Origin of the sequence: Sphaerisporangium aureirubrum (assembly GCF_042658925.1) — a bacterium.
GTDB classification, from domain to species: Bacteria; Actinomycetota; Actinomycetes; order Streptosporangiales; family Streptosporangiaceae; genus Sphaerisporangium; species Sphaerisporangium aureirubrum.
The window spans coordinates 1-24605 of the sequence record NZ_JBHSRF010000055.1 but is presented as its reverse complement, the minus strand read 5'-3'; the positions used below and the strand labels follow the sequence as shown (position 1 = coordinate 24605).

13 protein-coding genes are annotated in these 24605 nt (G+C 71.1%); 5 read left to right on the top strand and 8 right to left on the bottom strand.

The features are described 5' to 3' along the window. Positions 1-8: 8 nt before the first annotated feature. Positions 9-1226: an MFS transporter gene (locus tag ACFP1K_RS28305; protein ID WP_380758861.1), complete on the bottom strand. Its 1218-nt coding sequence runs from the start codon at positions 1224-1226 to the stop codon at positions 9-11. A gap of 279 nt (positions 1227-1505) precedes the next feature. Between ACFP1K_RS28305 and ACFP1K_RS28300 the strand changes: the two genes are divergently transcribed. Then, a complete protein-coding gene (locus ACFP1K_RS28300) occupies positions 1506-1889 on the top strand; it encodes a DoxX family protein (RefSeq protein WP_380758859.1) in 384 nt (127 codons plus the stop codon). Between the two features lie 133 nt (positions 1890-2022). Next, a complete protein-coding gene (locus ACFP1K_RS28295) occupies positions 2023-2361 on the top strand; it encodes a cold-shock protein (RefSeq protein WP_380758857.1) in 339 nt (112 codons plus the stop codon). Positions 2362-2367: 6 nt separating this feature from the next. On the opposite strand, the gene ACFP1K_RS28290 is transcribed toward ACFP1K_RS28295, so the two are convergent. Then, positions 2368-2799, bottom strand: coding sequence for an ATP-binding protein (locus tag ACFP1K_RS28290; RefSeq protein ID WP_380758855.1), 432 nt, complete (start codon positions 2797-2799; stop codon positions 2368-2370). 579 nt (positions 2800-3378) lie between these two features. Here ACFP1K_RS28290 and ACFP1K_RS28285 point away from each other — a divergent pair. Further along, positions 3379-4200 (top strand): helix-turn-helix domain-containing protein, encoded by an 822-nt coding sequence (locus ACFP1K_RS28285; protein ID WP_380758854.1) that lies wholly within the window; start codon positions 3379-3381, stop codon positions 4198-4200. Next, positions 4191-4403: a DUF397 domain-containing protein gene (locus ACFP1K_RS28280; protein ID WP_380758852.1), complete on the top strand. Its 213-nt coding sequence runs from the start codon at positions 4191-4193 to the stop codon at positions 4401-4403. Before ACFP1K_RS28285 ends, ACFP1K_RS28280 begins: the two co-directional genes overlap by 10 nt. 120 nt (positions 4404-4523) lie before the next feature. Here the strand turns inward: ACFP1K_RS28280 and ACFP1K_RS28275 are convergent, their stop codons facing one another. From ACFP1K_RS28275 to ACFP1K_RS28250, 6 genes are all read right to left on the bottom strand, one after another. Beyond that, on the bottom strand, positions 4524-5021 hold the full coding sequence (locus ACFP1K_RS28275; RefSeq protein WP_380758850.1) for an NUDIX hydrolase: 498 nt from the start codon (positions 5019-5021) through the stop codon (positions 4524-4526). Between the two features lie 2 nt (positions 5022-5023). Further along, the gene (locus ACFP1K_RS28270) at positions 5024-5854 is read right to left on the bottom strand and encodes a protein phosphatase 2C domain-containing protein (RefSeq protein ID WP_380758848.1); all 831 of its coding nucleotides are present in this window, start codon (positions 5852-5854) and stop codon (positions 5024-5026) included. A gap of 7 nt (positions 5855-5861) precedes the next feature. Beyond that, on the bottom strand, positions 5862-6824 hold the full coding sequence (locus ACFP1K_RS28265) for a hypothetical protein (RefSeq protein WP_380758845.1): 963 nt from the start codon (positions 6822-6824) through the stop codon (positions 5862-5864). Between the two features lie 29 nt (positions 6825-6853). Next, positions 6854-7609 (bottom strand): TauD/TfdA family dioxygenase, encoded by a 756-nt coding sequence (locus ACFP1K_RS28260; protein WP_380758843.1) that lies wholly within the window; start codon positions 7607-7609, stop codon positions 6854-6856. A 353-nt stretch (positions 7610-7962) separates the two neighbouring features. After that, the gene (locus tag ACFP1K_RS28255; protein WP_380758841.1) at positions 7963-12963 is read right to left on the bottom strand and encodes a type I polyketide synthase; all 5001 of its coding nucleotides are present in this window, start codon (positions 12961-12963) and stop codon (positions 7963-7965) included. Then, positions 12960-24332, bottom strand: coding sequence for an SDR family NAD(P)-dependent oxidoreductase (locus ACFP1K_RS28250; RefSeq protein ID WP_380758839.1), 11373 nt, complete (start codon positions 24330-24332; stop codon positions 12960-12962). The genes ACFP1K_RS28255 and ACFP1K_RS28250 overlap by 4 nt, the downstream gene beginning before the upstream one ends. Before the next feature lie 82 nt (positions 24333-24414). Here ACFP1K_RS28250 and ACFP1K_RS28245 point away from each other — a divergent pair. Beyond that, on the top strand, positions 24415-24605 hold a 191-nt coding region (locus ACFP1K_RS28245), incomplete at its 3' end, for a hypothetical protein (protein WP_380758837.1).

Sequence of the window (24605 nt, the reverse complement as noted above, 5' to 3'; positions counted from 1 at the left end):
CATCGGGGTCACGTGACTCTGGCGTCCTCGGGCAAGAGCTCGCCACCGGTCGTCGTTGCGGCCTTCCGCCGGCTGGAGAGGAGCGGTTCGGCCAGCACGATGGCGAACCCTGCCAGGCTGAGCAGCGCCCCGACGAGCGCCGTGCTGCGCACTCCGGGACCCGGCAGCAGCACGCTACCGGCGAACGCGCCCGCCATGATGCCCATGTTGAACGCCGCGGAGGTAGCGGCGCTCGCCATGACCGACTGGCCCGGCGCGTACACGAGCACCCGCGAGCCGAGGACGGCGGTCAGGCCCGCCAGCGTGAAGCCGGACAGGGAGATCGCGATGACGGTCGCGACCTGGGAGGCGCCGAACGCGTACTGCCCGGCGAGCGCCAGCACCTGCAGGCCGATGAGCCCCGTCATGGTGAGCCAGCCGTGGCGGTCGACGAGGTAGCCGGCCGCGAACACACCGGCCAGGCCCGCGATCCCGCGTACCAGCAGGAGCGGGCCGATCGACGACTCGGGGAAGCCGCTGACGCCGGTCAGGAACGGGCTGACGTAGGTGAACGCCGTGAACGCGCCGGTGACCGCTATCGCCGTGGTGGCCACGATCGACAGATACCGGCCGCGGTCGGGCGCGCTGCCCCTGTCGGCCGCGCCCCGCCCGGCCGGTGTGCCGGGCAGCACGGCCGCCACCGTGACGAGTACGAGCAGGCCCAGGCCGCTGAGCGCGAGGAACGCCACCCGCCAGCCGGTCTGCTGGCCGAGCCACGTACCCGCCGGGATGCCGGCCAGCGCGGCGCTGGAGGCGCCGGCGTACAGGATCGACAGGGCCCGGCCGCGCACCTCGGGCCGGAACAGGCCGGCGGCGACCGGTGTCACGACGGCCCAGAACAGCGCCTGGCTCAGCGCGGTCACCATCCGGGCACCCATGAGCAGCCAGTAGTTCCCCGCCACGGCCGACAGGCAGGTCGCCACGACGAACACGCCTAACAGGACGCACAGCAGCCGCCGTCGGGGCATCCGGCTGGTCAGCCGCGTGAGCGGCAGGGACACCACCACGACGACCAGGGCGTACCCGGTGACCAGCAGCCCGACCGCTGACGCGCTGGTACCGAGATCCTTCGCGATCAAGGGGAGCAGGCCGATCGGCAGCGACTCGGTCGTGACGTAGGTGAACACCGCCAGCGTCAGGGCGATCAGAGCGACGATGGCCGACTTGTTCCCGAACCGTTCCCGCATGCTGTCTCCTCGGTCGGATCACCAAAATTCTGGGTGACGGAGGTAGCTCCGCTACGTCCGCCTCGAAAGCTTCCCCTGATGAACATGAAACGTAGACGTATACGAGCTACCAGTCAATGGCGTTTAGACGGTACGCTGATCGTCAGGCGAGCGGCAACTGAGGAGGGCCGTACGGGCGCACCCGCCCTCCCGTGCCCCTGTCCGGGAGTCGGAGATGTCACAAGCGGGGTTCCTGTCTGGTCTGTGAGGTGCAGGTAATGCTCGATCAAGGAGTGGACGATGAACCTCGCGTTGTGGATCGCCGCCGGACTGCTGGCCGCGGTGGCCCTGACCGGCGGCGTCACCAAGACGTTCGTGCCCAAGGAGAAACTTGCGGCGGCGCATGGCGGGGGATGGACCGGAGACGCCGGCGTCGGCTTCGTCAAGACCCTCGGCGTTCTCGAACTCCTGGCCGCGGTGGGCCTGATCCTGCCCGCCGCGCTCGGCGTCGCCCCGGTTCTGGTGCCGGTGACCGCCGTCTGCTGGGTTCTGCTGATGGCCGGTGCGATGATCACCCACGGCCGGCGCGGCGAATTCGCGTTCGTGCTGCTGAACCTGGCCTATCTCGCACTCGCGGCGTTCATCGTGTGGGGCCGCTTCGGCCCCGAGTCCTTCACCGGCTGACCGGCGGCACCACACGGTGTCCGTTCCACCCGCGTTCGAGGTCAACGGCCGCCGGGCGCGATCGTCCGCGACCGCCACGGCGCGGTGTAATGGAGGCCGGGACGGGGCCGTCCGTGTGGCGGGGAAGGAGCCGATGATGAGCGTCGGGCCGGGTGAGGTGGCCGTGGGGACTGTCGTGGAGTGGAAGGACGACGAAGGGTGGGGCGTCCTCCGGTCCGCCGACGTCTCCGGTGACGTCTTCGCGCACTTCTCCGCGATCGTGGGGGTCGAGGGCTACCGATCCCTCGTGCCGGGGCAGCGTGTCCGGTTCACCTGGGAGCGGGGGCGGCAGGACGGATTCGACTTCCGGGCGATCGAGGTCTTCGGTGGAGACGACCTCACGCCGGGCCCGCCGGGTGCGGCCGGCGAGCGTGACAGGGATGGCGCGTACAGCAGCAGTCTGCGGATCGACTTCGATCCCGGGACGGATTAGCTGGGATCAGCGGGGTCGCTGGGTGTCCGCCGCCCGGGCAGGCAGGTGCCAGCGGCACCAGACCGTCTTGCCCCGGCCGTCGGGAAGCGGGGTGACGCCGGTGTCGTCGGCGAGGGCGTCGACGATGATCAGGCCGCGGCCGTGGACGGCCTCGACGTCGAGGTCCAGATGGCGCGGCGGCTCCGCGCCGCGATCGGTGACACGGACGCACAGGGCGCCGGCGCCGAGCCACAGGGACAGCCTGACCGGAGGCTCGCCGTAGGTGAGCGCGTTGGCGAGCAGCTCGCCCACGACGAGGACCACGTCGTCGGCGGCGACGGGCGCCGCCCAGGCGGTGAGGGTCTCTCGCACCATGGCGCGGGTCTTGCCGACCATCGACAGGTCGTCGGTCAGGTCCCAGCAGACGGCGCGCGAACCGCCGTCCTGCGTCTCCTGCATCGGTGCTCCGTGGGGTGTCGGGTGGCTCATGGCTCCACGCGGGCTCGGTATGGTCCAACCGCCGCGCCGCGGCCTTCTGGACCACATCCCACAGTCGAGAGGGAACCGGCATAACGGCCGTGCCTGGCCGGTGCCGCCCTCGGACGCGTACCTGGAAGGCCGTGTCCTGGTTCATTCCGCCATCTCCTCACGCGGGCGCTCGCCTCGTGGAATTCGTGCGCGTGACAGCTTGTCGACGTGCCCGGTGCGGCTTACCGGCTGGTGACAAAACACTGTCGAGTGAATGCGTCTATCACCCACCAGAGATACGACCTTCCAACTCGATGTTCAATTGCATCCCCTTATCCGGACATGTCTAGCAAATCTCTCGACGGCCATCGCGCGGCACAGGTGAATGGAGTGGGACGGAATCCGGCGAGGCTCTTCGGTTTCGTGATTCCCTGCACAGCGTGCCCGTAGAGGACTACCTTCTGCATCAGGAAGCCGGGCACACCCCTGTGACACTTTCGTGCCGCCATCTGTGCCATTTCCGTGTCATCCCGGTGCCCGCGAGTTCCCTTGCTGTCGGAGGGAGTTGAAATGTCCGTACGCTCATCCCATGACCCATCCGTCAGGTCGCTCGCAGTTTTCGGCGCGGAACTTCGCGAATGCCGCAGGCGGGCGAACGTCACCCAGGAACGGCTGGCCGAGATCACGCAGTTCAGTCGCAGCATGCTGGCCTTCGTCGAGCGGGGGGAACGCACTCCCACTCGCGACCTGGCACAACGATGCGACGACGCACTGAGCGCAGGCGGAGACCTCGTCCGCCTGTGGACCCGGCTGACCCGCGACGCCAGTCCTCGATGGTTTCGCGGGTGGCTGGAAATCGAACAGGAGGCGCACACGCTGCACACCTGGGAACCATTGGTGGTTCCGGGTCTGCTCCAGACCGAAGACTACGCGCGGACGATCATCCGCGGAGAAGCTGGTATAACCGCCGCTCAAGTCGAGAAAGCCGTATTTGCCCGTATGGAGCGGCAGCGGATTTTTGCTCGTGAGGCTCCGCCCATGCTCTGGGCAGTGATAGACGAGGGTGTGCTTAATCGGCCGGTCGGCGGAAATGACGTCATGCGAGACCAGGTCCGTCGGCTTCTTGAAGCCGTCGAGACTCCCTATATCGGCATTCAGGTCGTCCCCACGGCTCTTGGGGTCACCACAGGCTTACTGGGTGGATTTGTCATCGCGCAGACACCGGACAGTCCGGATACCGTGTACATCGAATCCGCGACTCACGGGCAGGTGTCGAACCGTCCAGGAGACGTCAAGGTGATTCAGAGCAGCTATGACACTGTGCGAGCTGAGGCCCAGCCCCAGCCTGGTTCGATCGAGTTGATCAGGGAGGCGGAGAAACGATGGACCTGAACGACGAGCTGGAGAGAGCGGCCTGGCGCAAGGCCACCAAGAGCGGGCCTAACCAGGGAAACTGCCTTGAGGTGGCTCCGCTCTCTGGAGGGCGGGTCGGGTTGCGGGACACCGAGGCTCCCGAGAAGGCGCCGTTCGTGGTGAGCGCGAGTGTGTGGGACGCCTTCGTCGACGGTGCCAAGAAGGGTGAGTTCGACTTCTGACCGCTCCGGCGGCACGAGGAAGGCCCGTGGCGACAGCCACGGGCCTTCCTGTCAGAGGTGCTATGCCGCGGCGGGACGGTTGCGGGACAGGTCTGTGCCTTCGCCGGCTTTCTCAGGAGATCAAACCGGCGGGGTACGGCTGGTGCCGGGGCGGTGCTCTGTGAGGAGCTTCTGCCAGGACTGGATGGACTGCTTGTACGGCTCGGGCATGGGAAGCGCCGGCACGTCGGCGTAGTCGAAGAGACCGAGTCTCTTGTGTTCGTTCGAGCTGCGCACCTGTTCGTCGCCGGTGTAGGTGGTTCCGTAGCTGACGATGAACGTATGCCGGAGCCGGGTGATCTCGTAGACCCATGTGTCGATGATCCCCTCGACGGTCACGGTGAGGTTCAGCTCCTCGAACACCTCACGGCAGACGCACACCTCCGGTGTCTCCCCGAGTTCGAGCTTCCCGCCGGGGAGTTCCCACTCGTCACGCTCGTTCATGAGCAGCGGGATCCTCCCGCCCAAGTCGATGACCAGCTTCACCGAGACCGGGAGCTGATACTCGAAATAGCCCAGGTTTCGCTCGACGAGGTATTCGGGCATCCCGTCGGCGCGGAGGCGGTCAGGGCCGTCCATGTTCATCTCCTGTTCCCACTGCCTAAGAGGACGGCCGCCACGTCGTCGGCGCTCTTGAATCTGTCGCCCGTCGCGTCGGCCGGATGTGTCTCATGTCGCCGGATCAGGGACGTGACGCTGTCGAGGCCCTTCTGACGGGCATGCAGGCCGAGGCTCTGCCAGTCCGCGAAAATCCGATAGTCGGTGACGGCCCGGGCGAATCCATCGGTGCACAAGAGAACGGTCTCCGCCTGTCGTGACGAAACAGTTTGCCGATGGATGTGGAAGATCCCCGCGGGGTGGGCGGAGAAGACCGACTCCTCATGAACGCCCTTGATGTACTCCAGGCGCCTTGCGAACATGTCGGCCACGATCTGGTCCCTGGTCTGCCGGGCCGTCCTCGACCGCCGGACTGCTTGTGCCTCACGTCGATCGAAGAAATCCGTGCTGACCTCGCATGTGAGGCGATCTCCCGCGAAAGCGACCAGGAGGGCGTCACCGACCCGGCCGAGGTCCACGGAGTCGTCGTCGAAGGCGGCCAGGCCGACCGAGCAGCAGGGGTGGTTGCGAAGGTCGTCAGTGGCGACGGAGGCCAATTCGTCGCGGACCGTCTTGCCCAGGCGATCGAAGATCTCGGTCACGTCGGTGACCTCGGCGAGCGCGCCGAGGTCACGGAGGCTCCGGTCGACCACATCCACCAACCACTGGACATTGGAGCCGCCCGGAAGGGTTCTTTCGCCGGTGAAGTCGGTCGCGCCGTCGACGACCCACGCGAGGTTGCCCGACGAGCCCACCCTGTCCTCGCTGGGCTTCGCGGGGGAGCCGGGACTCTCAGTGATGTCGAGGACCTTCACCGTGATTTCACCGTCCGAAGATGTGTGGGATCAGAATCAGGGCCAGGCCCACGGCGAACGCGGTCAGCACGCGCCACAGTGAGCGAGACGCCATCAGCGAGAACGCCGAGAACACGATGACGACCGCTCCGGCCATCACCTCGATGAGGACGATGCCGTTGGAGAGCTCGCTCTGACTCGCGATGTTCGCCCCGGCCGCGATGAGGGCGACCACGGCGGCGAGCAGGCCCAGGAGCTGAAGCTGCTGGTTCTTGAACTCCGTCAGCTCTCGCTTGTTGTTCTCTTGCATCTCGTGCCAGCGTGCCTGCTGCTCGACCAGATCGATGCGCATCCGCGTGGTCTGGTACTGCATCAGACGGCGGTGGTAGTCGCGATTTCCGCGTGGCTCCAGCTCTATCGCGCGGGTTAGCGATATGCGTGCGGAGTCGAACTCATGTCGAAGGGTAAGAATGCGCGCCTTTGTCTCGTGATAATGTGATATCCGCCCGTTGGTCGAGGTTATTGCCGTGTCCACGCAACGCTCGGCTTCTTCGATCTCACTGATCGTCGGAGGTTCCGCTCTTCGCTCAAGATATTCTGCCATGAAAGCGGCCACCTGATGGACGACACCCGCGACATCCGGCATGTCGGCCGCTGCTCGGCGCGAATATTCGACGGCCTTTCGGAGGCTTGCTACATCTCCTCGGTTACGCTCGACTATGGCGAGGAATGTGGGGAAATAGGGTTCTTTTTCAAACCGCTGGGCATGGCGTACGACCGTGTGCTCGTACTCGCTGTGGCGTTCCTCTCTGCGCAGACGGAGCAGTAATCCGTACAACGCGCAGAACCGGATGGAATGGTCGAGTCGCGGTATTTGCAGAACGCCCCGCAGGGTTTCCTCCGGGTCGGGGATCCACTCGATGACATCGCGGATGGCCTGCGGAAACGCCGAGGACTTCTGCTCGGGCAGCGTTTCCAGCCGCTGGATCACCTGGGCGTATCGTCTCGACTCGCGCAATCTCAGCCCCTGATCTCGCCGGAGTGGTGCTCTACGGGTAGGTGGAAGCCTTCGTTCAGGTAGGCGTAGTCCGATGACCGGGCGACGGTGGCCAGTACGCGCACCGCTCGACGATCACCGATGAAGGAGCGACGCCCGTGCAGCACTCGGAGGTTGTGGATCAGATACCCCTGGCCTCCGGCGAAGGTGTGATCGACGGGTGCCGGTAGTCTGCGTAGCAGGTTCAGCAGGGGTCTCGCCCGGACCGTCGCGGCGTGGGGGCGTGCCAGGGCGTCGCTTCGGTATCGGATGCGCCAGAGAGTGGAGTCGCGGGCGACCTTGATGACGGGGGGCCAAGGACGGCCCGGGACTAGAAGGACAACGTTGTCGGCGTGGGCGAGCAGTCGCTTCTTGCTGGCCTCCTTGATGACGCGGCCGCCGTCCAGAAGGAGGGATTCGCCACCCTTGCGGGCCTGTGTCGTATAAAGGCAGCCCACTATGGTGGGTTGCGTCGTGACATGGGCGCGATCAGTGTGTAGCGGTAAAGATCGGCACGTGAAGCCTTTGCCGTTCTCGCCCTCACGGGAAGGGGTGGGCTCGATGAAGGTGATACCGGGGCTACTTTCGTGCGGATGCCGATACGGCTCGGTCCAATCGAGCAAAAAGGACCTTACCTCATCGATCGTGGCTTGATCGATGAAAACGACGCCACGTGTGACCAGTCCCTCTTTCGCCTTCGCTGTGCTGAGTCGTCGCCCGGTGGGCGTCAACAGTCTCATGCCGCAACCTTCGCCATGGGAGAGCGTCTGATGAGAGGGGCGCAGGTCAAGTAGAACCCACATCCCGAGGTTTCTCCATGGCGAGGAGGTGATAAGGAGTCCATCGCAGAAATCATGCGCTCCGGCGGTTCGCCGGTAGGGCTATGCGCAGGTGTTCCGGGATTTCACGCTCATGCCGGGCACCGGGAAGGCGTGATCGTGGTCCAACGGCCGTCGCGCACGTCCGGATCTCCAGTGCAGTGGGGCTGCTGCGTGGTTCCGGGCCAGAATTGGTGGCGGGTGGACCAGGCCGTCAGCGCTCCGATAACGGGCCGCTCACAATAGGGCGGCCTGCCGGAAATGATGTTTTTCGTCTAGCGCCTCACCGAAGGGCCGGCCTGTTGTTCAGTCGAGGGCTTGTCGGGAGGAGCGCCGAGGTTCAGGGCGGTGTGGAGGTAGGGGACGAGGGTGGTGGGGGTGGGGTGTTCGAAGATGATTTTCAGGGGGAGGGGGAGGCCGGTGGCGGTGCGGAGGAGGTTGTTCAGGTGGAGGGCGGTCAGGGAGGTGAAGCCTATGTCGAAGAAGCCTGCGGTCGGGTCGATGGTTTGGGGGGACTCGTGGCCTAGGGCGGCGGCGGCCTGGGTCATCACGAGGTCGAGAAGGATGGCGTTCCGTTCGGACGGTGCGGCGTCGGTGAGACGGCGGCGCAGTTTCGCCGCGCCGTCGCCGGCGGGGCCGGTGGCCGTGGGGCCGTAGTCGTCGATGAACGACCGGGCCTCGGGGAGGTCGCGCGCCAGTGCCGTGCGCACCGGCGCGAACAGTGCCCAGTCGACGTCGGCCACGACCACGGCCGTCTCCGGACGGTTGAGCGCCGCGCCGACGATCGCCGGACGGGGCGGGATCGCCCGCAGGCCGTGCGGTACCGAGGTGACCGCGTCAGGGCGGGTCCACGCCACCGAAACACCCGCCAGCCCCGTGGCCCGGCGCCGTGCCGCCAGCGCGTTCAGCGACGCCGTCACCGGTGAGTCCAGCGCTCCCGACACCGGTGAGAACATCACGAACGCCGGTAGCGGCAGATCCCTGGTCAGCTCGTCCAGCACCACCGCCGGCCCGACGGCCGCCCGCAGATCCTCCTCGACGGCGGACGGCAGGATCCCCGGCTCCCCCCCTTCCCGCAACGGGGCCGCGTGCACGACCACGGTGAGCGGATGCTCCGCCGGGATCCCGGTGATCACCTCCGCGAGCGCGTCCCGGTCCCCGGGGTCCACCGCGGCGTGCCGCACACGGAAGCCGTCCCCGTGCCGATCGGCGCCGATGGCGGCCAGCTCGGCCACCAGCCCCTCCATGCGTGTCATGTCGGGTATGTCCCTTGAGTCGGTCGTGCCGCTCGTCTCGCCCATGTCGCCTGTGCCGCTCACGCCGGTCGTCATGGGTCCGGCGAGGATCAGGTTGTGGGTGCCGTTGGCGGCGAGCCAGCGGGCGGTCTGGGCGCCGACGGGGGTGTCGGCGCCGGTGACGAGGGCCGTGCCGCCGGGTTCCCAGGTGCGGGGGGTGCGGCCCGGGGCGCGGGTCAGGCGGAGGGCGTACGTTCCGGTGCCGCGGATCGCCAGGTGGGTCTCGCCCTTTAGTGCGGTGAGCGCCTCGCCGAGCCGCCGTCGTGCGCGGTCGTCGAAGGTCTCCGGCAGGTCGACCACCCCGCCGTGGTGACGGGGCCGTCCGAGGGCCACCAGCTGGCCGAGGGCCCAAAGCCGCGCCTGGCCGGCGTCCACCCCGGCGTCGGCCGTACCCGTGGACACCGCGCCCCTGGTGAGCAACCACAGCGGCGCCTCCACGGCCGCGGCGTCCAGCGCCCGCAGCAGTGCCCCGGTGAGGGCCAGCCCGGTGAGCGTGCCGCCCGGCGGCTCGGCGGCGGACACCTCGGACGGGTCCGTGGCGGAGGGGGGTGCGGGTGGCACCAGGGCGAGGAGGGAGAGGACGCCGCCGAGGGGGCGGCCGGTGAGAGCCTCCTTGAGGCGTTCGTCGACCTGGTCGTCGGTGTCGATAGGGGACAGGTGGACCTCGGCGACCTCGGCGCCGCGAGCGGTGAGCTCCGCGGCCGCCGCGGCGGCGAGGCCGGCGGGGGGCTCGGGAGGAGTGACGACCAGCCAGGTTCCGGACAGGGCTCGGGAGGGGCCGGGGGTGACGGGCTTCCAGGTGAGTTGGTACCACCAGTCCTTCTGGCGGTGCCATGCCGACAGGGCGGGGAGCAGGGCGGCGAGGGACGCGCGTTCGGTGCCGTCCAGCTCCAGCAACCCGGCGACGGTGTGGGGGTCCTCGCCCGCGACGGCGTCCCAGAAGCCGGACTCGGCGGGGGTGGCCTCGGGGCTCGCGGTGTCGTCGTCGGCGGGACGCAGCCAGTAGCGACGCCGCTGGAACGGGTACGTGGGGAGCGTCACCGCCGCGGCGGGGGCGTCGCCGTAGATCGGTCGCCAGTCGACCGGGGCGCCCGTGACGTACAGGGTGGCCAGGGCGGTCATCAGGGCCCGTGCCTCGGACCGGCCGTCTCCGAGCGCCGCGACGGCCCGGAAGCCGGGCTCGCCGGGTACGGCGCCGGTCCCTTGGCCGGGAGTGATGCCGTTCCCATGGCTCGATGCGGTGTCGTTCCCCTGGACGGGTGCGGCGCGGTTCTCCTGGGCCGATTCGGGGTCTCTCGGCGGGTCGGACAGGCAGTGGTGGATCAGGGTGGTGAGGGTGGCGTCGGGGCCCAGTTCCAGGTAGCGGGTTACCTGGTGGTCGCGGAGGTGGGTGATGCCGGCGGCGAAGTGGACGGTGCCGCGTAGGTGTTTGGTCCAGTAGGTGGGGTCGGACAGGTCGGCGGCGGTGGCTGTGCGGCCGGTGACGTTGGAGACGATCGGGATGCGGGGGGCGGCGTAGGTGAGGCCGGCGGCTACGCGGTGGAACTCGTCGAGGACGGGGTCCATGTGGGGGGAGTGGAAGGCGTGGCTGACACGCAGGCGTTTGGCTTTGCGGCCCTGGCCGCGCCAGCCTCGGGCGACGTCCAGGGCGGTCTGCTGGTCGCCGGAGATGACGGTGATGGCGGGGCTGTTGGTGGCGGCGACGGACAGGACGTCCTCGTGGCCGGTCAGGGTGGCGCGGACCTCGGCCTCGGTGGCGTGCACGGCGATCATCGCGCCGCCCGCGGGGGCCTCCTGCATCAGGCGGGCACGGGTGGTGACCAGGAGGGAGGCGTCCGGCAGGGATAGCACGCCGGCCAGGTGCGCGGCGGTGAGTTCGCCTACGGAGTGGCCGATCAGGTAGTCCGGGCGCAGGCCGAACGCCTCGGCCTGGCGGTAGAGGGCCACCTGGAGGGCGAACAGGGCGGGCTGCGCGTAGCGGGTCTGGTCGAGCAGCCGCGCGGTGTCGGGGGTGGCGGAGAACACGATCTCGCGCAGGGGGTGCGGCAGGTGCGGGTCGAGGTGGTCGCAGGTCTCGTCGAAGGCGGCGGTGAACACCGGGAGCGTCCCGTACAGCTGCCCGCCCATGCCGGCGCGCTGGCTGCCCTGGCCGGTGAACGCGAACGCCGTCTTGCCGTCGTCGGCCCGGCCGGTGATCACGTCGGCCGCCGGGGTGCCGCGCGCGAGGGTGCGCAGACGGCCGAGGCATCGCTCACGGTCGTCGGCGAGCACCACGGCGCGGTGGTCGAAGACGGCCCTCGTGGTGGCCAGCGCGTGCCCGATCCCCGCGACCGGGGCCTCCGGGTCCCGGTCCAGGTGCTCCGCGAGCCGCTCCGCCAGCGCCGCCAGTGCTTCCCGGCTCTTGGCGGTGACGGGCCACGGCAGCGGCAGGACATCGCCGCCCGCAGGGACGGCGCCGCCGCGCCCTACGGCAGAGGTGACGGCGGCCGGGCCCGGTGCGGGGGTGGCGGTGCCACCGAGGGGCGGTGCGGGGGTGGCGAGTGTGTGGGTGGAGGCAGGGGCGGTCGTGCTGCCGTCGGTCGGCTGTGGCTCGGCAGGTGGGGGTTCCTCCAGGATTAGGTGGGCGTTGGTGCCGCTGATGCCGAAGGACGAGATGGCGGCGCGGCGGGGGTGGTCGTTCGGGGTCCAGGGGCGGGCGTCGGTGAGGAGTTCGACGGAGCCGTCGGACCACTCGACGTGGGGGGTGGGGCGGTCGACGTGCAGGGTGCGGGGGAGGCGGTCGTGGTGGAAGGCCTGGGTCATCTTGATGATGCCGGCGACGCCCGCGGCGGCCTGGGTGTGGCCGATGTTGGACTTGACGGAGCCGAGGTAGAGCGGGTGGCCGGCGGGGCGGTCCTGGCCGTACGTCGCGAGCAGGGCCTTGGCCTCGATGGGGTCGCCGAGGGTGGTGCCGGTGCCGTGGGCCTCGACGGCGTCGACGTCGGCGGGGGTCAGGCCGGCGCTCGCCAGCGCCTGACGGATCACCCGCTCCTGGGCGGGACCGTTGGGGGCGGTGAGGCCGTTGCTGGCGCCGTCCTGGTTGACGGCCGAGCCGCGGACCAGGGCCAGCACGGGGTGGCCGTTGCGCCGCGCGGTGGACAGCCGCTCCAGCAGCAGGAGGCCCGCGCCCTCGCCCCACGCGGTGCCGTCGGCCGCCGCGGCGAACGACTTGCAGCGGCCGTCGGGGGCCAGGCCGCGCTGGCGGCTGAACTCCACGAAGGTGTGCGGGGTGGCCATGACGGTGACGCCGCCCGCCAGCGCCAGATCGCACTCGCCGCCCCGCAGCGCCTGCGCGGCCAGGTGCACCGCCACCAGGGACGAGGAGCACGCGGTGTCCACGGTGAGCGCGGGCCCGTGCAGCCCGAGCGTGTACGCGAGGCGGCCGGTGGCGACGCTGGCCGCGTTCCCGGTGCTGATGTACCCCTCGAACTCCGGGGGAATCGTGGTCAGCCGGGTGGCGTAGTCGGTGTAGATCAGCCCGGCGAAGACCCCGGTGTTGCTGCCGTGCAGCGACGTGGGGTCGATCCCGGCGCGCTCGAACGCCTCCCACGCGGTCTCCAGCAGCAGCCGCTGCTGCGGGTCCATGGCGAGGGCCTCGCGAGGGGAGATGCCGAAGAACGCGGGGTCGAAGTCGGCCGCGTCGTGCAGGAAGCCGCCGGTGCGGGTGTAGGTGGTGCCGGGCCGTTCCGGGTCGGGGTCGTAGAGCCCCTGCAGATCCCAGCCGCGGTCACCGGGGAAGTCGCCGATCGCGTCGGTGCCGGAGTCGACCAGTTCCCACAGATCCTCGGGGGAACGCACCCCGCCGGGGTAACGGCACGCCATCGCCACGACCGCGATCGGCTCGTGCCCGCGCGACTCGGCCTCGGCGAGGCGCCGGCGTGTCTCGTGCAGGTTGGTCGTCACCCATTTCAGGTAGTCGACCAGTTGCTCGGTGCCCGTCACGCGGATCGGTTCCTTTCGCTCGATGACCCTTCACGCAGGGCCAGGTCGGCCGCCCGGCCGAGGTCGTGGTCGATGAACGCCAAGATCTCCTCGACCGAGGCCTCCTGGATGCGGGCCGCGGTGTCGGCGAGCTCGGTCGCCCCCTGGGAGTCGGTCCACCTGGTCATCAGGCCGCGCAGCCGCGCGTCGACCGCCGTGCGCACCTCGTCGTGCTCGCCGAGACCCGCGAGGCGTCGTTCCAGGCGCTCCAGGTCGTCCAGCACGGGCGGCGGCGCGCTGCTCGCCTGCGGCGCCAGCCGGGTCACCAGGTACCCGGCCAGCGACGACGGGGTGGGGTGGTCGAACACGACCGTGGTCGGCAGGCGCAGCCCGGTGATCGTGTTGATGCGGTTGCGCAGTTCGATGCCGGTGAGGGAGTCGAAGCCGATGTCCTTGAACGCCTGGCCGGGGTCGATGCCCGCGGGTGAGGCGTGGCCGAGCACGGTGGCCGCGACGCCGCGCACCAGCTCCTCCGCCGCGCGCCCGCGTTCCTCGGCGGGCAGGGTGGCCATGCGGTCCAGCCACGAGCGGTCCCGGACGGCGCCCGCCGCGCGCCGCTTGGTCGTGGCGGGGGCGAGGTCGCGCAGGATCGGCGGCGCGGGACTCGACGGGACGATGGTGGCGGGGACCAGGTGGGGCCGGGTGTGGGTGGTGGCGTCGGTGTAGTGGGCGAGGGCCTGCCGGGTGCCGAGGGGACGCAGGCCGCCCCGGGCCAGGCGGGTGTGGTCGGTGCCGGTGAGCTTCCCGGTGAGGCCGCTGGCCTGCTCCCAGAGGCTCCAGCCGAGGCTGGTGGCGACCTGGTGGTGGGTGTGGCGGTGGTGGGCGAGGGCGTCGAGGAAGGAGTTGGCGGCGGCGTAGTTGGCCTGGCCGGGGGAGCCGATGGTCGCGGTGATGGACGAGAACAGGATGAAGGCGTCCAGGTCGAGGTGCCGGGTCTGGGTGTGCAGGTTCCACGCGGCGACGATCTTGGGGAGCACGGCGGCGTCGATCTGCTCGGGGGTGAGGTTCTCGACGGTGGCGTCGGCCAGCACGCCGGTCGCGTGCACCACGGTGGTGAGCGGGTGGCCGGCCGGGACGCCGTCCAGCAGGCGTCGCACCGCGGCCGGGTCGGTGACGTCGCAGGCGGTGACGGTGACCTCGGCGCCGAGCGCGGTGAGCTCGTCGCGCAGCTCCGCGGCGCCGGGGGCGGCCGGGCCCTGGCGGCTGGTGAGCAGCAGATGGCGTACGCCGTGCCGGGTGACCAGGTGCCTGGCGAGCAGGGCGCCGAGGGTGCCGGTGCCGCCGGTGATCAGCGTGGTGCCGTTCCCGGTGGGGACGGTGACGACGATCTTGCCGGTGTGGCGGCCGGTCTGGAGGTGGCGCAGGGCCTGGCGGGTGTGGGTGACGGGCCAGACGGTGAGCGGCAGGGCTCGCAGGTGGCCCTGGTCGAACAGTTCGCTCAGGTGGGTGAGGATCTGGTTGAGGCGTTCGGGGCCGGCGTCGGTGAGGTCGAACGGCTGGTAGGCGATGCCGGGGTACTCCCGTGGGATGCCCGGCCGGATGTCGATCTTGCCCATCTCGACGAAGTGGCCGCCGCTCCGGAGGAGGCGCAGGGAGGCGTCGATGGCCTCGCCGGTGAGGGAGTTCACGATCGTGTTCATCCGGACGGCGCCGAAGCGCTGCTCGAACTCGGTGGTGCGGGAGTTGGCCTGGCGTTCCGCCGGGATGCCGTTGGCGGTGAGGGTGGGCCACTTGGCGGGGTGGGCCGTGGCGTAGACCTCGGCGCCGAGGTGCCGCGCCAGCTGGGTGGCGGCCTGGCCGACGCCACCGGCTGCGGCGTGGATCAGGACGTTGTCCCCGGGGCGGGTGCTCGCCAGGTCCACGAGGGAGTAGTACGCGGTGGCGAACGCGACGGGGACGGCCGCGGCCTCGGTGAAGCTCCAGCCGTCCGGCATGGGGACGACGAGGAGGGCTTCGGTTACGGCGGTGGGGGCGGTGGAGTGGGGGACCAGGCCCATGACCTTGTCGCCGACCTGGTGGGTGGTGACGCCGGGGCCGATTTCGGTGATGATGCCTGCTGCTTCGCTGCCGATGACGGTGGGGCCGGGGTAGAGGTCGAGGGTCATGAGCAGGTCGCGGAAGTTGATTCCGGCGGCGCGGACGTCCAGCCGGACCTCGCCGGGTCGCAGCGGCCGGGTGTCGTGGTCGATGACGGTCAGGCCGTCGATGGTGCCGGGGGCGGTGACCTCCAGGCGCCAGCAGCCTTCCTGCGGGACCACCAGTGCGTCGCCGGTCGTCGGGGTGGCGGTGAGGCGGGGGACCAGGACGCGTCCGTCGCGGACGGCCGCCTGGGGCTCGTCGGCCTCGATCAGCGCGCCGATCACCGAGAGATCCGTGCCGGCGGGGGCCGTGCCGTTCACCAGGGGGGTGTGCGGGAGGTCCAGGAGGAGGAAACGGTCGGGGTTCTCGTTCTGGGCGCTGCGGATGAGGCCCCAGATGGGGGCGTTGACCAGGTCGATGTCCTGGCCGGTTTCGACGGGGGCGGCGCCGGTGGTGGTGATGATCAGGCGGGTGTCGGTGAGGCGGTCGTCGGCCAGCCATCGCTGGAGGAGGTCGACTCCCTGGTGTACGGCTTGGCGTGCGGCCTGGGCGGTGTCGGGGTGGTCGTCGTGGGTGGTGAAGGCGGTGGTGATGACGACGGGCGGGGCCGGGGTGCCGGTGGCCAGGGCGTTCTGGAGGGAGGCCAGGTCGGGGTAGTGGTCGGCCTGGATGCCCGCCGTGGGCAGGGGCGGGCCGAGGACGGCCCATCGGCGGTCCGGGGCCGGGGCGGCGGGCAGGGGGAGGGGGGTCCAGCCGATCCGGTGGAGCGGCTCGCCGGAGGTGGTGGGGGCCGCGGTGGCGGCGCGCAGGGTGATGGTGTCGACGGTGGCCACGGGGGCGCCGGCGGGGTCGGTGAGGGTCAGGCGGTAGGTGGTGTCGCCGGTCGGTGCGAGGTGGGCGCGCAGGTGGGTGGCGCCGGTGGCGTACAGGCGGATGCCGGTGAAGGAGAACGGCAGGAGCCGCGGCCCGGTGGCGCCGCGCGCCGCGAGCATGTGCACGGCGAGGGGGTGCAGGGCGGCGTCCAGCAGGGCCGGGTGGATGGCGTGGGCCGTGCCGGTGCCGGCCAGGTCGTGGTGGGCACCGGAGTCGGCGCCGGTGCCGGACGGGTCGGGGGTGTCGGGGAGGCGGACGTCGGCGTAGAGGTCCTCGCCGTGCCGCCACATCGCGTGCAGGCCCTGGAAGGTGGGGCCGTAGTTGTAGCCGTGCCCCGCCAGCAGCGAATACGCGTCGGTGAGGTCGTGCGCCTCGGCGCCGGGCGGCGGCCACGGGCTCGGATCGAGATCGGGCGGGGACTGCGGGCCGCTGGAGAGCGTGGCGGTGGCGTGCTGGGTCCAGGTGGCGGTGCCGTCCGGGCGCGAGTGCACGCTCAGCGGACGCGCGCCGTCCTCGCCGGGCGCGCCGAGGGTGAGCTGGAGGGTGAGCGTGCCGCCGGGGTCGAGGATCAGCGGGGTGTGGACGATGAGCTCCTCGACGGCGGTGCAGCCCGCGTGGTCCCCGGTGGCCACGGCCAGGTCGATCAGCGCGGCCGCCGGGACGATCACGGTGTCGCCGATGGCGTGGTCCGCCAGCCACGGGTGGCCGTTCAGGCCGATCCGTCCGGTGAACACCCACGAGTCGTCCTCGGCGACCTGCACACCCGTGCCGAGCAGCGGATGCCCGCCCGCGACCAGGCCCAGCTCGGCCGCGTTCCCGGCGCCCGCCGGCGCCTCCAGCCAGAAACGGTGCCGCTGGAACGGGTAGGTAGGCAGATCCACCGGGGCCGGGTTCGGCGGGTACATGGCCGCCCAGTCCACCGGGGCGCCGCCGATGTACGCCTGGGCCAGCGAGGTGAGCATCCTGCGCCGCCCGCCGTCGTCGCGGCGCAGCGTCCCGAGGGCCGTGCCCCGCGCGTCGCCGAGCGACTCCAGGGTCTCCTGCACGGCGCCGGTCAGCACGGGGTGCGCGCTGTTCTCGACGAACAGCCCGTGACCGGCCTGGACCAGGGCCCGGGTCGCCTCCTCGAAGCGGACCGGCTGACGCAGGTTGGTGTACCAGTACGCGGCGTCCAGGGCCGTGGTGTCCAGGCGGTCACCGGTGACGGTCGAGTAGAACGCGATCTCGGACGCCCGGGGCGTGACCCCGGCGAGCAGGCCCGTGAGCTCGTCCCGCAGGGCCTCGATGTGCGGGGTGTGCGAGGCGTAGTCGACGTCCACGGCGCGCGCGTGCACGCCCTCGGCCTCGCACAGCAGCCGGAACTCGTCCAGGGTGTTCCGGTCCCCGGCGACGATGGTGGTGGCGGGGCCGTTGGTCGCGGCGATGTGCAGGTCGCCGCCCCAGCTTCGCAGGCGGTCGCGCACCTGGGCGGCGGGCAGCAGGACGGAGGCCATCCCGCCGGTCCCCGACAGGGTGGCGAGGGCCTGGCTGCGGCGGGCGACGACGGCGGCGGCGTCCTCCAGGGTCAGCGCGCCCGCCACGTACGCGGCGGCGATCTCGCCCTGGGAGTGACCGACGACCGCGTCCGGGTGCACGCCGTGGGAGCGCCAGACCGCCGCCAGCGACACCATGATCGCCCACAGGGCGGGCTGGACGACGTCGACCCGGCTCAGGGACGGCGCGCCGCCGCGCAGGACGTCCACGAGCGACCAGCCGGTGTGCGGGCTCAGTGCCTCGGCGCAGGCCTCGATGTGCTGCCGGAAGACCTCGGAGTCGTCCATCAGCTCGCGGGCCATGCCGGGCCACTGGGAGCCCTGGCCGGGGAAGACGAACACCGTCTTGCCGGGCCTGGCGGTGTGACCGGCGACGGCTCCCGGGGTGTCGGCGCCCTCCGCGAGCGCACGCAGGGTCTCGGCCAGCTCGTCCCGGGTGCTGCCGAGGACGACGGCGCGGTGGTCGAAGGTGGCGCGGGTGGTGACCAGGGCGTGGCCGATCCGCGCCACGGTGGCGGTCCCGGCGAGGTCCGCCAGCTGCCCGGCCTGCGCCCGCAGGGCCTCCGGGGTCTTCGCGGACAGCACCCACGGCACGACGGCCGGCGTCTCGTCGTCGTCCGGCGCGACCTCGGCCGGGACCGGGGACTCCTCCAGGATGAGGTGAGCGTTGGTGCCGCTGATGCCGAAGGAGGAGACGGCGGCGCGGCGCGGGTGGTCGTTCGGCGTCCAGGGGCGCGGGGTGTCCAGCAGGGCGATGGAGCCGGTGGTCCAGTCGACGTGCGGGGACGGGGCGTCGATGTGCAGGCTCCGCGGGAGGCGGTCGTGGCGCATCGCCTGGACCATCTTGATGATGCCCGCGACGCCCGCGGCGGCCTGGGTGTGGCCGATGTTCGACTTGATGGAGCCGAGGTACAGCGGGTGGCCGGCGGGGCGGTCCTGGCCGTAGGTGGCGAGCAGCGCCTGCGCCTCGATGGGGTCGCCCAGGGTGGTGCCGGTGCCGTGAGCCTCCACGGCGTCCACGTCGGCCGGGGTGAGGCCCGCGCCGGCCAGGGCCTGCTGGATGACGCGTTCCTGGGAGGGGCCGTTGGGGGCGGTGAGGCCGTTGCTGGCGCCGTCCTGGTTGACGGCGGAGCCGCGGATCACGGCGAGGATCCGGTGGCCGTTGCGTTGGGCGTCGCTGAGGCGTTCCAGGAGGATGAGGCCGGCGCCTTCGCCCCAGGCGGTGCCGTCGGCGCCGGCGGCGAAGGATTTGCAGCGGCCGTCGGGGGCCAGGCCGCGCTGGCGGCTGAACTCGATGAACGTGTTGGGGGAGGCCATGACGGTGACGCCGCCCGCCATCGCCAGGTCGCACTCGCCGCCCCGGAGCGCCTGGGCGGCCAGGTGCACGGCCACCAGGGAGGACGAGCAGGCGGTGTCCACGGTGACGGCGGGGCCGTGGAAGCCGAACGTGAACGCCAGGCGGCCGGTGGCGACGCTCGCGGTGTTGCCGGTGCCGATGTAGCCCTCCAGGCCGGGGGGCAGGGTGGGCAGGCGGCTGGCGTAGTCGGTGTAGATGAGGCCCGCGAAGACGCCGGTGTTGCTGCCGTGCAGCGAGGCCGGGTCGATGCCCGCGCGCTCCAGGGTCTCCCATGCGGTGAGCAGGAGGAGGCGTTGCTGGGGGTCCATGGCGAGGGCTTCGCGGGGGGAGATGCCGAAGAACGCGGGGTCGAAGTCGGCCGCGTCGTGCAGGAAGCCGCCGGTACGCGCGTACGTGGTGCCCGGACGATCGGGGTCGGGGTCGTACAGTCCTCGCAGGTCCCAGCCGCGGTTGCCGGGGAACTCGTCGATGGCGTCGGTGCCGGTGTCGACCAGCCGCCACAGGTCCTCGGGGCTGCGCACCCCGCCGGGGAACCGGCAGGCCATGGACACGATCGCGATCGGCTCGTCCGTGGCCGTCGCGGTCCGGGTCACCGCGGCCGAGGCGGTGGCGGTGCCGGGGACCCGGGTGAGCAGGTACGCCGCCAGCGCGGCCGGGGTCGGGTGGTCGAACACGACCGTGGTGGGCAGGCGCAGGCCGGTGGCGGCGTTGACGTGGTTGCGCAGCTCGATGCCGGTGAGGGAGTCGAAGCCGATGTCCTTGAACGCCCGCGCCGGGTCCACCGCGCCCGGGGTGGTGTGCCCGAGGACCGTGGTCACGATGGTGCGGACCAGATCCTCGACGGCCCGCCGGCGCTCGTCCGCCGGCAGCGCCGCCATGCGGTCGGTCCAGCCGCCTCCGCCGCCGGTCCCGGCCGCCGCCGCCCGCCGGGACGGGCCCGCCGGAGCCAGGTCGCGCAGGATCGGCGGGACGGGGGTCACCGGGGTGATGGTGGCGGGGATCAGGTGGGGGTGCGTGTGGGTGGTGCCGCTGGTGTAGTGGGCGAGGGCCTGCCGGGTGCTGAGGGGACGCAGGCCGCCGCGGGCCATGCGGGTGTGGTCGGTGCCGGTGAGGTTGCCGGTGAGGGCGCTGCTCTGCTCCCACAGGCTCCAGCCGAGGCTGGTGGCGACCTGGTGGTGGGTGTGGCGGTGGTGCGCCAGGGCGTCGAGGAAGGTGTTGGCGGCGGCGTAGTTGCCCTGGCCGGGGGTGCCGATGGTGGCGGTGATGGAGGAGAACAGCACGAAGTCGTCGAGGTTGAGGTGGCGGGTCTGGGTGTGCAGGTTGAAGGCGGCGGCGATCTTCGGGAGCAGGACGGTGTCGATCTGCTCGGAGGTGAGGTTCTCGACGGTGGCGTCGGCCAGGACGCCTGCCGCGTGCACCACGGTGGTGAGGGGGTGCTCGGGCGGGATGGACGCCAGCAGCGCGGCGAGTGCTTCGGGGTCGGCGATGTCGCAGGCGGCAACGGTGACCTCGGCGCCGAGCTCGGTGAGCCGTTGCCGGGTGTCCGCCGCGCCCGGGGCGTCCGGGCCCTGGCGGCTGGTGAGCAGCAGGTGGCGTACGCCGTGCCGCGTGACCAGGTGCTCGGCCAGGAGGGTGCCCAGGGTGCCGGTGCCGCCGGTGATGAGCGCGGTGGTGTCCCTGCTCGGGATGGTGACGACGTTCTTGCCGGTGTGCTGGCCGGTCTGCAGGTGGCGCAGGGCCTGGCGGGTGTGGGTGACGGGCCAGGTGGTGGTGGGCAGGGCTCGCAGGTGGCCCTGGTCGAAGAGTTCGGTGAGGTGGGTGAGGATCTGGTTGAGGCGTTCGGGGCCGGCGTCCGTCAGGTCGAAGGGCCGGTAGGCGATGCCGGGGTGCTCTTCCGGGATGCCCGGGCGGATGTCGATCTTGCCCATCTCGACGAAGTTCCCGCCGTTCCTGAGCAGGCGGAGGGAGGCGTCGATGGCTTCGCCGGTGAGGGAGTTCACGATCGTGTTCATCCGGACGGCGCCGAAGCGCTGTTCGAACTCGGTGGTGCGGGAGTTGGCCTGGCGTTCTGCCGGGATGCCGTTGGTGGTGAGGGTGGGCCATTTGGCGGGGTGGGCGGTGGCGTAGACCTCGGCGCCGAGGTGGTGTGCGAGTTGGGTTGCTGCTTGGCCCACGGCTCCGGCTGCGGCGTGGATGAGGACGTTGTCTCCTGGCTGGGTGCCTGCGAGGTCGACCAGGGAGTAGTAGGCGGTGGCGAAGGCGATGGGGGTGGCGGCGGCCTGGCTGTAGGTCCAGCCGGCCGGCATGGGGACCACCATGTGCTCTTCGGTCACGGCCACCGGGGCGGTGGCGTGCGAGACCAGGCCCATGACCTTGTCGCCTACCCGGTGCCTCGTCACGCCTGGGCCGATCTCGGTGACGATGCCCGCGGCCTCGCTGCCGATCACGACGTCGCCTGGATAGAGGTCGAGGGTCATGAGGAGGTCGCGGAAGTTGATGCCGGCGGCGCGGACGTCGAGGCGGACTTCGCCGGGGCGCAGCGGGCGGGTGTCGGCCTCGTGCTCGATGACCGTCAGGCCGTCGATGGTGCCGGGGGCGGTGACCTCCAGGCGCCAGCAGCCCTGCTGCGGGACCACCAGTGCGTCGCCTGTTGCCTGGACGGCGGTGAGGCGGGGGACCAGGACGCGTCCGTCGCGGATGGCGGCCTGGGGCTCGTCGGCCTCGATCAGCGCGCCGATCACGGACAGGTCTGCCTCGGCGGGGGTATCGGCGTCCTGGGTGATGGCGGCCTGGTTGGCGATGAGGGGGCCTGTGGTGTGCGGCGGGAGGTCCAGCAGGGTGATGCGGTCGGGGTTCTCGTTCTGGGCGCTGCGGATGAGGCCCCAGATGGGGGCGTTGACCAGGTCGATGTCCTGGCCGGTTTCGACGGGGGCGGCGCCGGTGGTGGTGATGATCAGGCGGGTGTCGGTGAGGCGGTCGTCGGCCAGCCATCGCTGGAGGAGTTCGACGCCCTGGTGCACGGCTTGGCGTGCGGCCTGGGCGATGTCGGGGTGGTCGTCGTGGGTGGTGAAGGTCGTGGTGATGACGACGGGCGGGGCCGGGGTGCCGGTGGTCAAGGCGTTCTGGAGGGCGGCCAGGTCGGGGTAGTGGTCGGCCTGGATGCCGGTGGCCGGGAGAGGGGTGCCGATGATGGCCCAGGACTCGGCCGGGGTGGGCGGGGTGGGGAGGGGGAGTGGGGTCCAGTTCACCCGGTACAGCGGTTCACCCGAGGTGGCGCCGGTGGTGGAGGCGGCGCGCAGGGTGATGGTGTCGACGGTGGCCACGGGGGCGCCGGTGGGGTCGGTCAGGGCCAGGCGGTAGGTGGTGTCGCCGGTCGGCGTCAGGTGGGCGCGCAGGTGGGTGGCGCCGGTGGCGTACAGGTGGATGCCGGTGAAGGAGAACGGCAGGAGCCTGCCGTCCTCGCGATCCCGCGTTTCCAGCATGTGCACGGCGATGGGGTGCAGGGCGGCGTCCAGCAGGGCCGGGTGGATGGGGTGGCCGGTGCCGCCGGCCGCGCCCGTGGAGTCCGGGGAGTCGAGGGACGGGAGGTGGATGTCGGCGTAGATGTCGTCGCCGTGCCGCCACATCGCCTGTAACCCCTGGAAGGCCGTGCCGTAGTGGTAGCCGTGGCGGGCCAGCGTCGGGTAGGCCCCGGTCACGTCCACGGGGACGGCGTCCGCGGGGGGCCGGTCGGACGGGTCGGGGCTCGGGACGGTGATGAGGGCGGAGGTGAGGGTGGCGGTGGCGTGCTGGGTCCAGGTGGCGGTGGTGTTCGGCCGGGAGTGGATGCTCAGCGTGCGCCGATCCTGGTCGTCCGGGGCGGCGAGGGTGAGCTGGAGGGTGACCGGGGTGGCGGGGTCCAGGACCAGCGGGGCGTAGACGATGAGCTCCTCGACGGCCGTGCAGCCGGCGTGGTCGCCGGTGGCGATGGCCAGGTCGATGAACGCGGTCGCCGGGACGAGGACGGTGTCGCCGATGGCGTGGTCGGCCAGCCAGGGGTGGGTGGTGAGGCCGATTCTGCTGGTGAACACCCAGGAGTCGTCGCCCGCCATCTGCACCCCGGCGCCGAGGAACGGGTGGTCCGCCGCGACCAGGCCCAGTTCGGCCGCGTTGCCGCTGTTGGCCGGGGCTTCCAGCCAGAAGCGGTGCTGCTGGAACGGGTAGGTGGGCAGGGCCACCCTTTGGGCCGGGGCGGTCAGCAGCGGGGTCCAGTCGACGGGGACGCCGATGGTGTGGAGGGTGGCCAGGGCGGTGAGCAGGGTGTGGGTCTCCGGACGCTTCGGGCGCAGGGCCGGGACGGCGTGGACCTGGGTCTCCACGGTCTGGGTGGTGAAGGTGGTGAGGGTGGAGTCCGGGCCGAGCTCCAGGTAGACGGTGGTGCCCAGGCTCGCCAGGGTGGTGATGCCGTCGGTGAAGCGGACGGTTTCGCGGATGTGCCTGGTCCAGTAGGCGGGGGTGGTGATCTCCTCGCCTGCCGGTTCGCCGGTGAGGTTGGAGATGACCGGGGTGTGCGGGGTGGAGTAGGTGAGGGTTTCCGCTGTGGCCTGGAACTCGTCGAGGATCGGGTCCATGTGGGGGGAGTGGAAGGCGTGGCTGACCCTGAGCAGGGTGGCGTTGCGTCCTGTCGTGCGCCAGTGGTCGGCGATGCTCGTCACGGCGTCCCTGTCGCCGGAGATGACCAGGGAGGCCGGGCCGTTGACGGCCGCTACGGAGACGCCGTCGGTGAGGAGGGGGAGGACGTCGGTTTCGGTGGCTTGTAGGGCGGCCATGGCGCCGCCTGGGGTGGCGCTTTGCATGAGTCGGGCGCGGGCGGCGACCAGGGTGCAGGCGTCCTGGAGGGTGAGGATTCCTGCCAGGTGTGCTGCGGTGAGTTCGCCGATGGAGTGGCCGATGAGGTGGTCGGGCCGGATGCCGAACGACTCGGCCAGCCGGTACAGGGCCACCTGAAGCGCGAAGAGGGCGGGCTGGGTGAACTGGGTCGTGTCCAGTAGCCGCGCCTCGTCGGTCTCCGGCTCGGCGAACATGACGGTCTTCAACGACCGTCCGAGATGTCCGTCCAGCTGCGCGCAGACCTCGTCCAGCGCGGTCGCGAAGACCTCGAACCGCCGGTAGAGCTCCCGCCCCATTCCCGCCCGCTGACTCCCCTGCCCCGTGAACATCATCGCGACCTTGCCCGGCACCCCGGCGACCCCACTGACGATGTCACCGTTAGGCACCCCGTCGATCAGGTCGGCCACCGCCCGCCGATACCGCTCCCGCCCCCCACCGTCCACAACCAGCACCGCACGGTGCTCGAACTTGGTCCGCGTCGTAGCCAGGGCATACGCGATGTCCCCCGCCCCCAGCCCCGTCCGCCCGTCCACGAACTCAGCAAGCCGCTCAGCCTGCGCGACCAGCGCCTCCGCCCCCTTGGCCGACAACAGCCACGGCATCCCCACCGGCCCGTCCACGGGTATGGCGGTCGCACCCTCGCCTTCGGCGTCGGCTGCTTCGCGTCCGAGTGGGGGGTGGGGGGTGGTTCCGGGGCCCGCCGTGGCGGAGTTCTCCGGCGTCGCAAAGTTCCCCGGCGTGGTGGGGGTGTTCGGCGTGGCTTCGGTGTTCGGCGTGGCTTCGGTGGTCGGGGTGGTGGGGGTGTTCGGGGTGGCTGGGAGGGGGGTGGGGGTGGGGCCTTGTTCGAGGATTATGTGGGCGTTGGTGCCGCTTATGCCGAAGGAGGAGATGGC

What these genes read in the sequence shown, in the direction of transcription:
- ACFP1K_RS28305 (WP_380758861.1), bottom strand. Translation starts at nt 1,226, where the DNA reads ATGCGGGAACGGTTCGGGAACAAGTCGGCCATCGTCGCTCTGATCGCC.
- ACFP1K_RS28300 (WP_380758859.1), top strand. Translation starts at nt 1,506, where the DNA reads ATGAACCTCGCGTTGTGGATCGCCGCCGGACTGCTGGCCGCGGTGGCC.
- ACFP1K_RS28295 (WP_380758857.1), top strand. Translation starts at nt 2,023, where the DNA reads ATGATGAGCGTCGGGCCGGGTGAGGTGGCCGTGGGGACTGTCGTGGAG.
- ACFP1K_RS28290 (WP_380758855.1), bottom strand. Translation starts at nt 2,799, where the DNA reads ATGCAGGAGACGCAGGACGGCGGTTCGCGCGCCGTCTGCTGGGACCTG.
- ACFP1K_RS28285 (WP_380758854.1), top strand. Translation starts at nt 3,379, where the DNA reads ATGTCCGTACGCTCATCCCATGACCCATCCGTCAGGTCGCTCGCAGTT.
- ACFP1K_RS28280 (WP_380758852.1), top strand. Translation starts at nt 4,191, where the DNA reads ATGGACCTGAACGACGAGCTGGAGAGAGCGGCCTGGCGCAAGGCCACC.
- ACFP1K_RS28275 (WP_380758850.1), bottom strand. Translation starts at nt 5,021, where the DNA reads ATGGACGGCCCTGACCGCCTCCGCGCCGACGGGATGCCCGAATACCTC.
- ACFP1K_RS28260 (WP_380758843.1), bottom strand. Translation starts at nt 7,609, where the DNA reads ATGAGACTGTTGACGCCCACCGGGCGACGACTCAGCACAGCGAAGGCG.